Here is a 13,548-nt window from a genome sequence, read left to right as displayed (position 1 = left end):
TCAACACTGGCGAAATCGTAAAGATACAGGTGCAGCGAAAGTTGCAGTGAACGGTTTACCTTGCAGAAAATGGCGGCAATCCGCTGTTTTCTATTTTTTTGGAAGTAGGGAGGTTTAGCTCGGGTTATGAATATTTTTCAAATGGCTTATGATTACCGCAGTTTTTTTCTGTCCGGTTTGCAGTACACCCTGCTGCTGGCGGTTCTAGGTGTGTTTTTTGGCTTCATCCTGGGGATTATCGTCTCCTTGCTGCGGATGTCCAAGTTTTGGGTACTACGTTTTGTGGCGACAGCGTGGGTGGAGTTCCTGCGCGGCACACCTATGCTTGTTCAGCTGTTCCTTATCCACTATGGGCTGGCCACGGTGGGGATCGAATTTACAGCGATCCAGTCGGGGGCCATTACGCTTTCCATTAACAGTTCAGCCTATCTTGCCGAGATTTTCCGGGCCGGGATTCAGGGTGTGGACCGTGGTCAGACAGAGGCAGCCCGTTCCCTCGGCATGAAGCAGGGAATGACGATGCGTTATATCGTGCTGCCGCAGGCACTGAAGAGTGTGCTGCCTGCCATCGGCAATGAATTTATTACCATTATCAAGGAGTCTTCCATTATTTCTTTTATCGGTGTTGCCGACTTGATGTTTGAGGCACGCTCCGTTTCGACAATCACCTATGACGGGATGACCCCGCTTGTGATCGTCGCCTTTATGTATTTTATTCTGACATTCAGCATGTCCAAACTGCTGGGCAGATTCGAAAGGAGGCTGAACACGGATGATCGCGGTTAAGAACCTGCAAAAGCATTTCGGAAAGCTGGAAATCCTCAAAGGCATTGATCTGGATATCCGCAAGGGCGAGGTTGTGGTTGTCATTGGCCCCAGCGGTTCAGGGAAAAGCACCTTTCTGCGTTGCTTAAATCTGCTGGAGCAGCCAACCGGGGGCGAGATCACCTTTGAGGGACAGTCGATCACCGGCAAAAAACATGATATTAATGTAACCCGTGAGAAAATGGGCATGGTATTTCAGCAGTTTAATTTGTTCCCGCACAAAACCGTACTGCAGAACATTACGCTCGCGCCTGTGAAAGTAAAGAAACTGCAACAGACGGAAGCGGACAAAATCGCGATGGAGCTGCTGCGCACGGTCGGGCTTGAAGACAAAAAAAATGCTTATCCGGCCCAACTGTCCGGGGGACAAAAGCAGCGGATTGCGATTGCCCGCGCACTCGCCATGCAGCCGCATGTCATGCTTTTTGACGAGCCGACCTCGGCACTGGACCCGGAGATGGTTGGCGAAGTGCTGGAGGTCATGAAAAAACTGGCGGTGGCCGGAATGACTATGGTTATTGTTACACATGAAATGGGTTTTGCGCGTGAAGTAGGCGACCGCATCCTGTTCATGGACGGTGGTTACATTGTCGAGCAGGGAACTCCCGCCGAGGTGTTCGGCCATCCTCAGCATGAGCGGACCCGTGATTTTCTTAGCAAAGTTTTATAGAGCATTATAGGCAAACGGCCCCGGATCAACCCTTCGGTGGCCGTTTTGTTATCTTCCGGAGGACGGCCCGATATTCACTCCGGGGGTATGCAAATACATTTATGGGGCCAAAACATGTATAATAGATGCTCAATGAACAAAAAAGGAGTACATACACATGACAGATGACCTCTGCCGGATTGGCATTATTGATATTGGTTCCAACTCCATTCGTTTGGTAATCTACGATACTACCCCTGAGGGGGGATACAAGATTATTAAGGAATGCAAATATTCCGCACGTTTGAGTGAGAAGATCACGAAGGAAGGCAGGCTGGAACAGAAGGATATGGAGACCGTTATTCCTGTACTGCGCCAGTTCAAGGAGATTTGCTCTGCTTTCGGAGTGGAGCAAATCCGCGCCGGTGCTACGGCGGCTATCCGTAATGCGGCCAATTCTGCGGAGATCATTTCTTTTTTGTCCCAGTCGGCCGGGATTCCCATCGAAGTTATCAGCGGCCATCAGGAAGCCTACTTCGGTTTTCTAGGCGTGATTAATGCTTTTAATGTGGAGGATGGCTTTGTCATCGACATTGGCGGGGGAAGTACGGAGGTTACATTGTTTCGTGGACGCCGTTATCAGCACAGCATTTCGTTTCCGTTTGGGGCTGTCAACACCAATATCATGTTTGGCCATGGGGGAAATTGGACGGGAGAGCATGTGCAGAGGTTAAGAACCTATGTGCTCGGCAGACTGGTGGAGCATGACTGGCTGAACACCGGGGGAGGACTCCCCCTCTTCGGACTGGGTGGAACACTCCGTTCCCTGGGCAAGCTGGACCAGAAGCTAAGAGAGTATTCGCTGCCCAATTCCCATGGTTATACCCTTTCTACGCAGACCATTGAGCATTTTATGGAGATGCTGCCTGCCATGCCTTACGAGAAACGCAAGGACCTGGACGGGTTGTCCAAAAGCCGGGCGGATATTATCGTTTCGGGTTTGATCATTTTTCATACCGTCTACCGTTACATTGGTGCCAGTGAGGCGCTGATCAGCGGGGAAGGTCTTAGGGAAGGCATGCTTCATGATCTGCTAAGGCCGGAGCAGCCGGTTCGGGACAGTGCTCTGGAGTACAGCCTGGGTACAATCATCCGCTTTGACATTCACACGTCGAAACGCCATCTGGACCATATCTGCAAGCTGGCCAGCAGCTTGTTTGAGGCCTTCAAGGAAGAAGATAACCGGGCAGAGCAGGAGATGCTGGTCTACGTTTCGATCATGCTGCACCGTACGGGGACCAATATAAACTATTATCAGTCCAAGCGTCACACCAGGTACTGGTTAATGAACTCGCCCATTCGCGGCCTTACTCACCGTCAGCTGATCCTGTGTGCGATGATTTCTTCCTACAGCACAAAAAGCCGGAAGCAGAAGCTGTCCCAGGTACATAAGGACATCTTGCTGCCAACCGACGAAGAGTGGATTCATAAGCTCGGCACGCTTGTCCAATTGAGTATCGCGCTGGACAGCACCGAGATAGGGATTGTGAGCGGCCTGAAAGCCGCTCTGCATGGGAATACCCTCACACTTGAACTGCAAGGCACGATGGCCCTGCTGATTGGTCTGGAGGACATAGAGAACGCCCTGAAGGCGTTTAAGGCAGCTTGGGCAGTGAAGGTAAAGCTCGGCTTCCCTTCCAATGGCTAACATCCATAGCGGCGAACTGGCTCCGGAACGGGGCCTTTTTGTCGTCTGCCCGGACGTAATATCCGTTAGGTTGAAGGAAGCTGGACTTCACATTGTCCTTCAGGGTGATGTCCAGGATCTTGACAATTTGCTTGCGGATGGCAGGGTTAAGCACCGGACACATCAGCTCTATACGCCGGGTAAGGTTGCGGGTCATCCAGTCCGCACTCGATAAATACACCTCGGGTTTTCCGCCGTTCTCAAAGTAATAGATCCGGGAGTGTTCCAGAAAACGGTCGACAATGCTTCGCACCGTAATCCGTTCGCTGAGGCCTTCAATCCCCGGACGCAGACAGCAGACACCGCGGACTATCAGATCAATGGTGACTCCGGCTTGTGCAGCGCTGTACAGATCATCTATCACCTGCTGATTGGACAACGAGTTCATCTTGGCAATGATGCGGGCCGGCCGGCCCGCTGCGGCATGTTCAGCTTCCCGCATCATAAGCTTCTGCAGGGAGAGACTCATATTGGTGGGTGCCACAATGAAGGAATTCCAGTCATAATTTGCGGAATAACCGGTCATCTGGTTGAACAGCTCGGAAGCATCCAGACCGATATCTGTATGGGCGGTGAACAGGCTTATGTCTGTATAAGCTTTGGCCGTGCTGTCATTATAATTCCCGGTCCCCACATGGACATAACGTCTGAGCTCTGTACCTTCCTGCCGGACAATCAGCGTGATTTTGGCATGGGTTTTGAGGCCAACCAGCCCGTAGACGACATGGCAGCCGGATTGCTCAAGCTTACGTGCCCAGGCGATGTTCCTTTCCTCGTCAAAACGGGCTTTGAGCTCCACAACCACAGTGACCTGGATGCCGGCTTCTGCAGCGTTGGCCAGGGCTGTAATCAGCGGGGATTTGCCGCTCACGCGGTACAGCGTCATTTTGATCGCCATGACCTGCTCGTCTTCGGAGGCCTGAATGATGAAATCCGTCATCGCATCAAAAGATTCATAAGGGTGGTAGACCAGCACGTCACGCTCGCGCAGCACTTCGAAGAAATCCTCATTCTCCTCGAATTCCACGGGGTAAAGAGGTTCAACGGGCGGGTAATGCATATAGCTGAAGCCCTTGAGACTGCCGGCAAAATGGCGCAGGAAGCCAAGGTCCAGCGGACCTTCAATTTCAGAAACAAAATCCTCAATTTCAAACTCAGCCTGCAGCTGTTCCAGCGCATAGGGGTGTATGCCTTTTTGCACTTCCAGACGTGCAGGCACGCCCCGGCGCCGTTTGCGCAGCTCTTTTTCAATCTCCTCGAGCAGATCCTCCGCACCTTCCTCATCTATGGTCAGGTCAGAGTTGCGGGTTAAACGGAATTCACTGACCGCCACCGGCTCGTAGCCGCTGAACAAGGTCTGAATGTGATGTCTGATCACATCTTCTATCAGTACAAATTGCCGCTTCTTGCTGTTGGAGCGGTGAGGCAGTGGAATGCACCTCGTTAGATTGGAAGGGATTTGGAGAATCGCGAAATAAGGCTCCTCTTCCTGGCTGTTCTTGCGTGTCAGAACGACCGCCAAATAGATAAACTGGCTGTGAACCAGCGGGAATGGACGGCTCTGGTCGACAGCCATCGGTGTTAGAACTGGATAGATAATGTCCCGGTAATATTGCTCCATTGCCTGCTCCTGGGATTGGTTCAGGTCTTCATAATTGACGAAAACAATGCCTTCTTTATGCAAATGACGTGAAAGATCACGGAAGGTGCGGTACTGGTCGGCAGTAATCTTGGTTACCCGTTTAATCAGGCGTTTATACAGACCGGAGGGCGTATACCCGGTAAAATCCTTTTTGGTATAGCCGGCCCGGATCTGATCCTGAATGCCTGCTACACGCACACTTACGAACTCATCCAGATTACTGGACACAATGGCCAGGAATTTGGCCCGTTCCATGAGAGGGTTGTCGGGGTCCTGTGCCTCCTGGAGTACACGTCGGTTAAATTCGATCCAGCTTAAATCCCTGTTCAGGTATGCAGCCGCCGGGGTGCTGTGGTTAGTGTTAATCTCTTCTGTGTTCATGGACCCTCCAAGTATCATTCATTGTCTTTTATCTTTTCGTATTCTATCATTTTACTCTTTGCCGAAGGGGGAAATGTTAAATCTGTGTAAAATCTTTGAGAAAATTAATTGAAAAGTGAAAATGTAGTATTCATGGGATAGGGAAGAGCTCCATATTTGGTTTACATAATTAAAATTATGTAACTATTACTCATAAAAATAACGCTTTATCTGTATTTAATTTCAAAATGGTAACAATTTCTTTGGCGCAGGTTACAAAGTTGTGATATATTAAAGACTGTTAATTTACAAAACACATATCTTCACGTGCTCAAGAGATCGATGTACATAGGTGCAGAAGAGCAGATTGTGTAACCCATTTGCAACAATTGCGCAAAGATTCGAAGGAGGAACATATGAAGAACAGATTCAGAACGATCAAGGCTATGGCTGCTGTCATGGGGATCAGTGCTTTGCTGCACGCCGTTCCCGCACAGGCAGACAATATTCATGTTGCCAAAGAAGGCAACACGTACTTTTCGCTATCCAAGCAATATGGTGTTGGAGTTAATCACCTTATGAGAGCGAACCCGGGGGTAGCTGCCCTCAACATATATGCGGGACTTGAGATCAAGATTCCAGGCCGGATGAACGCCAAAAGCGTTGCTGCAGAAGAAGTCCGGAACGAAAATACGGACACGGTTACGGCCAGTCTCAATGTGGAGCCGAATACCAGCACAGTGGAAGCATGGGGCAAGGTCTTCAATTATAACAATACGCTGCAGGTAAAAGCCTCTGCCTATTCCTCCGCCGCGAGCGAGAATGGCAAATGGGGACCGGTCGATTACTTCGGAGATCCGCTGAAGCTTGGCACCATTGCAGTTGACCCCAGCGTGATTCCGCTTGGAACCAAGGTTCTGGTCACCGGGCATTCACACCCTGGCCTGCCCAAGCTGGCGTTTGTGGCTACAGCCAAGGATATGGGCAGCGCAATTAAAGGGAACCGCATTGATATTTTTATACCGGGAAGCCAAAGCTTTGTAGCCGACTTCGGCTACCAATATGTACAATTATATGTACTGGATTAAATGGTTATATGAAGCAAAAGTTAACTGAATATTTCATCATACGAAGCGAAAGGTGCCATGGAGGCACCTTTCGTTTTATTTCTTTTGGGACACCTGCAGCATCTGGGGAACGGTAACAAAGGTATACCCCCGTTTGCGCAAAATACTGATGACCTCCGGCAGAGCCTGGATGGTCCCCTTCAGGTTGCTGTTGTGGCCGCCTCCGCCATGCTGCAGAATAATCGATCCTCTTCCGGCATGGGCGATAATATTGTTGCGGACCTGTGCTTTGGGAAGCCCCCGCCAATCCAGGGAATCTACATTCCAGTTGACCAGCTTGTAGCCATGTGACTTGGCCCATTTCAACTGTTGTTCATTAATATCGCCGTACGGCGGCCGGATCAGCTTCGGTTTATAACCGGACAAGGAGAAGAGGATGTTCTCGGTCCTGATAATTTGTGTCCGGAATTCGTTCATCTGCAGCTTTGCGAATTGGGGATGATTGTAGGAGTGATTGCCAATAACATGCCCTTCCCGAATCATTCTGGCTACCAGGGCGGGATGTTTCTCTGCCCGGCTGCCTACCACAAAAAAAGTAGCCCGGACATGATGCTGCTTGAGCACATCCAGCAGCTGGGGAGTAAACCGGGGATCGGGAACGTCATCAAAGGTAAGTGCGATCGACTTGCTCCGCGGCCCCCGGGTCATGATCGTCTCGGGATATTTACGCAGCAGCTCACTAAGGGAAAGCCCTTTGGAGCTTCTGCGGACGCGGGCTGCGGCTGCAGAGCCTGCAGGAACAGCATGCTGATTTTGCGCTTTCTTCTCAAGTTCAACCTGATCCGCTCCAGCTTGCGGAAGGGACAGCGACGCAGAGGCATACTCAGAAAAAGGGGCAGATAGAGCAAAGACCAAGGCAGTGAAAAAGAGGACGAGTTGTTTCCGGCCGTTAGACAAATAGTTCATCCAAGTGACCTCCTTTTATCCGAATTCCCATCATTTTCTCCTTTGTTATCTCCATTGTTGCACTGTTTTATGCAGTTACACTGGGCGCTTCATGCGGAAGAAGCTCTCGGAGGAGTAACGGCCGTTCCAGAGCCCTATGAACGCGGGGGGTGGAGAAGAAAATAACCGGGTTGTGAATTATGTCACAGATTTTGAACTCCTTCTAAGGCAATCTTAATAAGATAAAATTTGAAGGAGCTTGATAACGTGGCGACGGTGATAAGTAACGAGCGGCTGACAGACGGTGTGTATCAACTCAGGGTTGCGGGAGATTACGGCGGTGAGATGGGCCAATTCTACATGCTGCGGGCATGGGGAGCCTATCCGCTTCTTTCCAGACCGCTTAGCATACATCAAGTCCATGAAGACGGAATTGAATTTCTCTACCATGTTGTAGGGGAGGGGACGGAATTATTGGCCGGCTTGGTCCCGGGAGAGCCGCTTTCGCTGGAGGGGCCGTTTGGCCGCGGGTTTCCGCAGGTCGACGGCAAAGTGGCGCTCGTAGGCGGGGGAATCGGAATCGCCCCGCTTTTTTATTGCGCCAAGCAGCTGCCGGGTTGTGACATCTACTTAGGGTTTAGCCGGGAGCCGTTTCGGACGGAAGCCTTTCGTCCTTTTGCCGCAGAGCTGACAGTGAACGTGGGGGGCCTGGTGCTGGACAGTGTGGATTTTTCCGCTTATGATCATGTTTTTGTATGCGGGCCGCTGCCTATGCTCAAGGCTGCACAATTGAAGGGATTTGCTGCGGTGGAAGCCGGAAGCAGGGCCCGGGTCCATTTGTCGCTGGAGAACCGGATGGCCTGCGGGATTGGAGCATGTCTGGTCTGCAGTGTCTCCTGCCGTGACGGTCAGCGTAAAGCGTGCACGGATGGACCGGTCTTTCTGTCGGAGGAGGTGGTCTTCCATGATTAAGCTAAGCTCGGAGATAGCCGGGGTGCATTTCAAGAATCCGGTGGTTATGGCCTCCGGCACCTTTGGCTTTGGCCGTGAATATGGCAAGCTCTATGATGTCTCTTGCCTGGGTGGCATCTCGGGTAAAGGGCTGACCCTGAATCCCAAGGCAGGCAATTCCGGTATCCGTGTCTACGAGACGGCGTCCGGTATGCTGAACAGTGTGGGACTGGAGAACCCGGGGATCGCTGCTTTTTTGGAAAAAGAATGTGCTTATTGGGAAACGCTGGATACCGCACGCATTGTGAACCTCGGCGGCGGAACGCTGGAGGATTATGTGCTTGGTGCGGAGATGATTCAGGAGGATGCCGATAAACGCCTGCGGACCGGAAAAACTGCAGTGGATATGATTGAGCTGAACATTTCCTGTCCCAATGTGAAGGAGGGCGGGATCGCCTTTGGCGTCAAAACCTGTGCCGCGCAAGAGGTGGTGCGGGCCGTACGCAAGGCTGTAAAGCTGCCGCTTGCCGTCAAGCTGTCCCCTAACGCCGAGGATATCGCTGAAATGGCGCAAATGTGCCAGGAAGAGGGGGCGGATGCGGTGTCGCTGATTAACACCATTTCCGGGATGAAGATTGATGTCCGCCGCCGCCGCAGCGTTTTTGATAATCTGTATGCAGGACTATCCGGCCCCGCAGTTAAACCGGTGGCGCTGCGAATGGTTCACCAGGTGGCCAAGCGGGTGAAGATTCCGGTCATTGGAATGGGCGGGATCACCTCGGCGCTGGATATCCTGGAATTTATTATGGCCGGTGCTGCGGTTGTCCAGGTGGGCACTTACAACTTTTTGAATCTTAGAGCCGGAAGCACCTTGGTGGAGGAGCTGGAACATCTGATGGAAGCGGAGAATATCCGTTCCTTGGATGAAATCCGCGGTATTATATAGAAGAGATCGATCCCGGGTTTTACCCGGCGGACAATGGCTTGAGCATCTTCTGCAAGAATTGGTTAATATAATGGGGAAGGGGTGCGGCTACATGACTTCCCGGGAGAAATATTGGGATGATATTGAGTTGTCTGAAGTGGCAGTCGGGCGGGATGTTCTGCTGGTGATTACAGGCGGGGCTCGTCATATTGGTGCGGCAAGCACTGCTTTTATCCAAGACGGGAAGGTGGAAGTCCAGACTTCAGCCGTACCCCGGCATAAAGAGCATTTGGTCACCGAGAAGGTGGCGCTTAGAGTAGCTGCCGCACTGGGCAAGACAGTTACTGTGGTAATGGGGATTCACTATGACGATATCAGTAAAGAAGACATATTTGCCGTCGTAAACCAAGTGGACATTAAAGTGGAGCAATATTTAGCGCAACAAAAGTGAAACGCTACAGACGGACCTGCGTAAAAGATAACAAGTGTAATTTCAAACTTGTAATTTCAAACTTATCTTTGGAGGAATGAACCATGTCTATATTTAAAAGATTGCGCGATTTAACCATGTCCAATGTGAATGCGATTATCGACAAAGCCGAAGACCCGATTAAAATGACGGATCAGTACATCCGCGATATGACGGAAGATCTGGAAGATGCCGAAAAAGCGGTAGCGGCTCAAATCGCGATTGAGAAAAAGTTCAAGCAGCTTTACGAAGAGCAGGAAGCTCTTGTGAATAAGCGTAATCAGCAGGCTCACGCCGCTGCTCAAGCCGGCAATGCGGACCTTGCCCGCCGGGCACTGGAAGAGAAGAAATCGGCCGAAGCCAAGCTGGTTGAATACAAGAACAGCTTTGATCAGAACAAGGCCTCTGCGGATAACCTTCGCGGCAAGCTTGAAGAAATGCGCAAGCAGCTTACACAGATGAAGAACAAACGTGAGACACTGGTCGCCCGCTACAATGCAGCCAAGGCCCAGACCGAGATTAATAAAGCGATGAGCGGCTTTAGCTCCGATTCAGCTTCTGCTGGACTGAAGCGCATGGAAGACAAAATGCTGCAGGCGGAAGCACAAGCTGAAGCCAGCAACGAAATGAATTCCGGCAAAAAATCGCTTGATGAAGAGTTCGAACAATTGACCAAAGATCAAGGCGTTGAGGATGAATTGGCCGCATTGATGAAACAATACGACAAACAATAATATTTAACTTTGGTTGGTATTTGGACTGAGGATTACAGGCGAAGCGGAGATGGACACATTTCCCCTTCGCTTTATCTATGCTTATCCGGGAGATATAAACTGATTAGCGGGGGCTATTAGAATGGATTTCCAAGCTCTGGTTTCCATGGTTGTATGGACGGTATGCGGTGCAGTGCTCTTGTTCGTGCTGATGTTCGTCGATTCATTATTCACCCGTTATCATGATTTGGTCGAGCTGAAAGCGGGGAATATGGCAGTCACTACACGCCTCGTGATGAAGCTGCTGGCACAGGCATACATATTATCGTCTTCCATCGCCACTTCCAGCAGACTGGGTGAAGCGCTGATTGTCTCCGTGGTTTCCTTTCTGCTGCTGCTTGTGCTGGAGAAGACCGTAAGGTTCCTGTTCAGCACATGGGGCAAGCTGGAGTTGGATCACGGGACACAGCAGGGCAATATCGGATACGGGTTGTTGGCAGGTTCGCTGCATATTGTGGGCGCATTGTTAATTTCAGCTTTTTTGTAGGGAGGAGCGATCAAGGTGGGTATTTGGAAAAGAATAACGAATGTATTCTCCAAACCGGAGGCACCGGTAGCCAGTAAAAGTATGCTGGAGTTGGCACCGGGTGATATATGTGAGGTTTCGCTTGTGACTTATGAGGTTACCGGCCGTACCATGAACCGCGGACGGAATGTAGCCATGCTGACGCTTCGGGATGGAAGTAAGATTGCCTATCTGCTTATCGAACAACGCGAGCAGCTCCAGTATGGTCTTTATCAGCCCATTGATGGACGTCTGGATCATCCGGCCGAAGTTCCGGCAACACTGGAATTGGATGACTACGTTTTTTTTCTGGAGGAAGAATATGAAGGACTGGTTACCATCGCTGGCCAGACTCCATTTATGAATGGGGGGGAGCAGCATGTGTGGCAATATCAGTCGGATGATTACCGCTTGCTGCGCATTGAATGGCAGAACGGCCGTTTCATGCTTTATGAAGGCGAGAAAGTGATCCCGGGCGATGTGAGGGTCATCCGGGCTTCCTAGGAGAGGGTGTTCATGAAAGGCCTATTGGCACGCCTGTTAACCCTTGTTCTGGTTCTCGGGCTGCTGGTTTCCGTATTGGGCGGCTGCGGTGCACCAAACCCCAAAGAAAGCTATCCGCTCGAATCGGTCAATCGTGACGGAAATGCTGAATCTTTTGTCTATAGGGCGAGTGAGCAGACCGTTACAGAGGTAGCTGAGGCACTCCAATCGCAGCAGACACCGGATCAAGTCTCAGCCGCCAGTGATGAGCGGATGTTTCTTGTATACGGGGATCAGGTTTACCATTTGCAACAGGACCCTGACAATGCTGCAGATACATTGGTTGAAGTAAACTCCCGGGAATACGTACGGAACAATTATGACTCCGGCTTTTTACAGACCTATCTCACGGCAAGGCTTCTTGGAGAACTGTTCGATTCGGCACGCAGTACCGGTTCTTACCGGGGATATGGCAGCAAGGATGTCTATAAACCCAGGCAGGGAGCCTACCGGAAGCCAACCGACCAGGACAAAAAAATAGCCCCTCCGATCACGGTGGAACGCCAGGGTCTGCTGACACGCCGCGGTAGGCGCGGCAGCGGTACAGTAACCGGAGGAGATTCCGTGAGAGACGGAAATCCGGCAAAAGACACCATCAATCGTAATAAGGGCTCGGTCTTTGACCCGCCAAGAACCAAAATCGGCAGACCCAAAACCCGCTTCGGAACCGGCAGAATCGGACGAAGAGGCAGGCGTTAGCGGTTTGCCGCCCCGGTAGCCGAAATCATCAGGATTTCGGCTGCTTTTCTGTCATGGATGAGAACATATGATCTCATTTTAGTTTTATACTTATTTTATAAGACAAGCTGCGGGGTGCACATGTTAAAATAGGGATAGATTGTGTTCAGACAACCAGGGTGGAGGGAGTCGGTATTCATGAGTAAAAGTGAGGAATTAAAAAGTGATAAATTTCAGCGCAGAGCCCTGCAGGTCAAAGAGGCTCAAGCCAAAGTAATGGAATATGCGAAGATGCTTGACCTGGAGGAAGTACCGCTTAGCTCCAGCTCCGGCCGTTATTTGGCGGAGGATGTATTCTCGCCGCATCCTTTCCCTGCATTTAACCGTTCCGGCATGGACGGGTATGCCATTGTGGCCAGCGATACCGAGGAATGCGGGAACGGCAACGTCGTGTGGCTTCGTATCGTAGATGATATTCCCTGCGGCGCGGTGCCTTCGGTAGACCTTACACCCGGCACAGCGGCGCGCATTATGACCGGCGCCCAGGTTCCAACGGGTGCGGATACTGTGGTTATGCTTGAAGTGACGGAGCTTCAGGTGAAGGATGGCCATAAATATACGGGGATACGGAAAAAGCAGGAAGCCGGGCGGAATATAACCCCCTGCGGGATGGAAATTAAACAGGGGGAGCTTGTGCTTCCTGCCGGCACGCTGATTGCTGCCGGAGAAGTCGCCGTGCTGGCCGCTTTTGGTGTGCACACGGTCAAGGTCCGCCGCCGGCCCAAGGTAGCGGTATTTGCTACCGGGACTGAGCTGCTTGAGGTGCATGAGCCGCTCAGTCCCGGCAAAATCCGCAACAGCAACTCCCCGATGCTGGAGGCTTTAATCCGTGAAGCCGGGGGGGAACCGGTCATGCTGGGAGCGATCGTGGACGATTTGGAGCTGGCCCGCAGCAAAGTTCAGCTGGCACTGGAAAGTTATGATCTGGTGATTACCACTGGCGGAGTTTCGGTAGGCGATTATGACATAATGGGCGACCTGGTGCGTGAAGAGCATGCGGACATGCTGTTCAACAAGGTGACGATGCGACCGGGGAGTGTTACTACAGCAGCGATGCGGGCAGGGAAGCTTTTATTGGCCTTGTCCGGCAACCCTGGAGCCTGTTTTGTAGGTTTTCAGCTTTTTGCCCGGCCGGTAATCGGCCAGATGCAGGGTGCTTCGCATCCTTTTTTGCCGGAGTGTACGGCTGTGTTGGGGGCAGATTATACCAAAGTCAATAATTATACCCGGTTTGTGCGGGCACGGCTGGAGAACCGTGAGGGGATAGTCTACGCCATTCCGGCGACCATCGATGAATCCTCCGTGATGGTTACCATTAAAGATAGTGACTGCCTGGTGATTGTACCGCCGGAAGACAAAGGACTTGCTGCCGGCGCTAAAGTAACCGTCCTGATGCTGCCGAAATGAGA

Annotated in this window: 13 protein-coding genes and 1 pseudogene; 12 read left to right on the top strand and 2 right to left on the bottom strand. The window is 51.3% G+C overall.

Going from position 1 to position 13,548, the window contains the following annotated elements; all coding sequences use genetic code 11:
* Window positions 1-117 precede the first annotated feature (117 nt).
* The 3 genes and pseudogenes from IEY53_RS02795 to IEY53_RS02785 all read left to right on the top strand — a co-directional run.
* Window positions 118-786 (top strand): annotated as a pseudogene (locus IEY53_RS02795) (amino acid ABC transporter permease); the annotation flags it as partial.
* Window positions 773-1,495 carry an amino acid ABC transporter ATP-binding protein gene (locus tag IEY53_RS02790; RefSeq protein ID WP_189022073.1) on the top strand — a complete coding sequence of 241 codons (723 nt, stop codon included), beginning with the start codon at window positions 773-775 and terminating at the stop codon, window positions 1,493-1,495. The pseudogene IEY53_RS02795 and the gene IEY53_RS02790, both read left to right, overlap by 14 nt.
* Before the next feature lie 157 nt (window positions 1,496-1,652).
* Window positions 1,653-3,182, top strand: a complete 1,530-nt coding sequence (locus IEY53_RS02785; protein WP_189022072.1) for a Ppx/GppA phosphatase family protein — start codon at window positions 1,653-1,655, stop codon at window positions 3,180-3,182.
* Here the strand turns inward: IEY53_RS02785 and ppk1 are convergent.
* On the bottom strand, window positions 3,130-5,244 hold the full coding sequence (gene ppk1 / locus IEY53_RS02780; protein WP_189022071.1) for a polyphosphate kinase 1: 2,115 nt from the start codon (window positions 5,242-5,244) through the stop codon (window positions 3,130-3,132). The two genes, IEY53_RS02785 and ppk1, sit on opposite strands and share 53 nt — an antisense overlap.
* A 395-nt stretch (window positions 5,245-5,639) precedes the next feature.
* Here ppk1 and IEY53_RS02775 point away from each other — a divergent pair, with 395 nt between their 5' ends.
* The gene (locus tag IEY53_RS02775) at window positions 5,640-6,311 is read left to right on the top strand and encodes a 3D domain-containing protein (protein ID WP_189022070.1); all 672 of its coding nucleotides are present in this window, start codon (window positions 5,640-5,642) and stop codon (window positions 6,309-6,311) included.
* Window positions 6,312-6,386: 75 nt separating this feature from the next.
* On the opposite strand, the gene IEY53_RS02770 is transcribed toward IEY53_RS02775, so the two are convergent.
* Window positions 6,387-7,256, bottom strand: a complete 870-nt coding sequence (locus IEY53_RS02770; RefSeq protein ID WP_189022069.1) for a polysaccharide deacetylase family protein — start codon at window positions 7,254-7,256, stop codon at window positions 6,387-6,389.
* A 246-nt stretch (window positions 7,257-7,502) separates the two neighbouring features.
* Here IEY53_RS02770 and IEY53_RS02765 point away from each other — a divergent pair, with 246 nt between their 5' ends.
* The 8 genes from IEY53_RS02765 (at window position 7,503) to IEY53_RS02730 (ending at window position 13,546) form a co-directional block, all read left to right on the top strand.
* Window positions 7,503-8,207 (top strand): dihydroorotate dehydrogenase electron transfer subunit, encoded by a 705-nt coding sequence (locus tag IEY53_RS02765; protein ID WP_189022068.1) that lies wholly within the window; start codon window positions 7,503-7,505, stop codon window positions 8,205-8,207.
* A complete protein-coding gene (locus IEY53_RS02760) occupies window positions 8,200-9,132 on the top strand; it encodes a dihydroorotate dehydrogenase (protein ID WP_189022067.1) in 933 nt (310 codons plus the stop codon). Before IEY53_RS02765 ends, IEY53_RS02760 begins: the two co-directional genes overlap by 8 nt.
* 91 nt (window positions 9,133-9,223) lie before the next feature.
* Window positions 9,224-9,562, top strand: coding sequence for a prenylated flavin chaperone LpdD (lpdD, locus tag IEY53_RS02755; RefSeq protein WP_189022066.1), 339 nt, complete (start codon window positions 9,224-9,226; stop codon window positions 9,560-9,562).
* Between the two features lie 83 nt (window positions 9,563-9,645).
* Entirely contained in the window at window positions 9,646-10,314 is a 669-nt protein-coding gene (locus IEY53_RS02750) for a PspA/IM30 family protein (RefSeq protein ID WP_189022065.1), read from the top strand.
* Between the two features lie 121 nt (window positions 10,315-10,435).
* The gene (locus IEY53_RS02745; RefSeq protein WP_189022064.1) at window positions 10,436-10,840 is read left to right on the top strand and encodes a DUF350 domain-containing protein; all 405 of its coding nucleotides are present in this window, start codon (window positions 10,436-10,438) and stop codon (window positions 10,838-10,840) included.
* A gap of 15 nt (window positions 10,841-10,855) precedes the next feature.
* Window positions 10,856-11,362 carry a DUF4178 domain-containing protein gene (locus IEY53_RS02740; RefSeq protein WP_189022063.1) on the top strand — a complete coding sequence of 169 codons (507 nt, stop codon included), beginning with the start codon at window positions 10,856-10,858 and terminating at the stop codon, window positions 11,360-11,362.
* Between the two features lie 12 nt (window positions 11,363-11,374).
* Window positions 11,375-12,100, top strand: a complete 726-nt coding sequence (locus IEY53_RS02735; RefSeq protein ID WP_189022062.1) for a DUF4247 domain-containing protein — start codon at window positions 11,375-11,377, stop codon at window positions 12,098-12,100.
* A 177-nt stretch (window positions 12,101-12,277) separates the two neighbouring features.
* On the top strand, window positions 12,278-13,546 hold the full coding sequence (locus IEY53_RS02730) for a molybdopterin molybdotransferase MoeA (RefSeq protein WP_189022061.1): 1,269 nt from the start codon (window positions 12,278-12,280) through the stop codon (window positions 13,544-13,546).
* The last annotated feature ends 2 nt before the right edge of the window (window positions 13,547-13,548 follow it).

It is taken from the genome of Paenibacillus albidus (assembly GCF_014644435.1).
Classification (GTDB): Bacteria; Bacillota; Bacilli; order Paenibacillales; family Paenibacillaceae; genus Paenibacillus_AQ; species Paenibacillus_AQ albidus.
This window is presented reverse-complemented; position numbering and strand designations above follow the sequence as displayed.

What these genes read in the sequence shown, in the direction of transcription:
- IEY53_RS02745 (WP_189022064.1), top strand. Translation starts at nt 10,436, where the DNA reads ATGGATTTCCAAGCTCTGGTTTCCATGGTTGTATGGACGGTATGCGGT.
- IEY53_RS02790 (WP_189022073.1), top strand. Translation starts at nt 773, where the DNA reads ATGATCGCGGTTAAGAACCTGCAAAAGCATTTCGGAAAGCTGGAAATC.
- IEY53_RS02775 (WP_189022070.1), top strand. Translation starts at nt 5,640, where the DNA reads ATGAAGAACAGATTCAGAACGATCAAGGCTATGGCTGCTGTCATGGGG.
- IEY53_RS02730 (WP_189022061.1), top strand. Translation starts at nt 12,278, where the DNA reads ATGAGTAAAAGTGAGGAATTAAAAAGTGATAAATTTCAGCGCAGAGCC.
- ppk1 (WP_189022071.1), bottom strand. Translation starts at nt 5,244, where the DNA reads ATGAACACAGAAGAGATTAACACTAACCACAGCACCCCGGCGGCTGCA.
- IEY53_RS02760 (WP_189022067.1), top strand. Translation starts at nt 8,200, where the DNA reads ATGATTAAGCTAAGCTCGGAGATAGCCGGGGTGCATTTCAAGAATCCG.
- IEY53_RS02785 (WP_189022072.1), top strand. Translation starts at nt 1,653, where the DNA reads ATGACAGATGACCTCTGCCGGATTGGCATTATTGATATTGGTTCCAAC.
- IEY53_RS02750 (WP_189022065.1), top strand. Translation starts at nt 9,646, where the DNA reads ATGTCTATATTTAAAAGATTGCGCGATTTAACCATGTCCAATGTGAAT.
- IEY53_RS02735 (WP_189022062.1), top strand. Translation starts at nt 11,375, where the DNA reads ATGAAAGGCCTATTGGCACGCCTGTTAACCCTTGTTCTGGTTCTCGGG.
- IEY53_RS02770 (WP_189022069.1), bottom strand. Translation starts at nt 7,256, where the DNA reads ATGAACTATTTGTCTAACGGCCGGAAACAACTCGTCCTCTTTTTCACT.
- lpdD (WP_189022066.1), top strand. Translation starts at nt 9,224, where the DNA reads ATGACTTCCCGGGAGAAATATTGGGATGATATTGAGTTGTCTGAAGTG.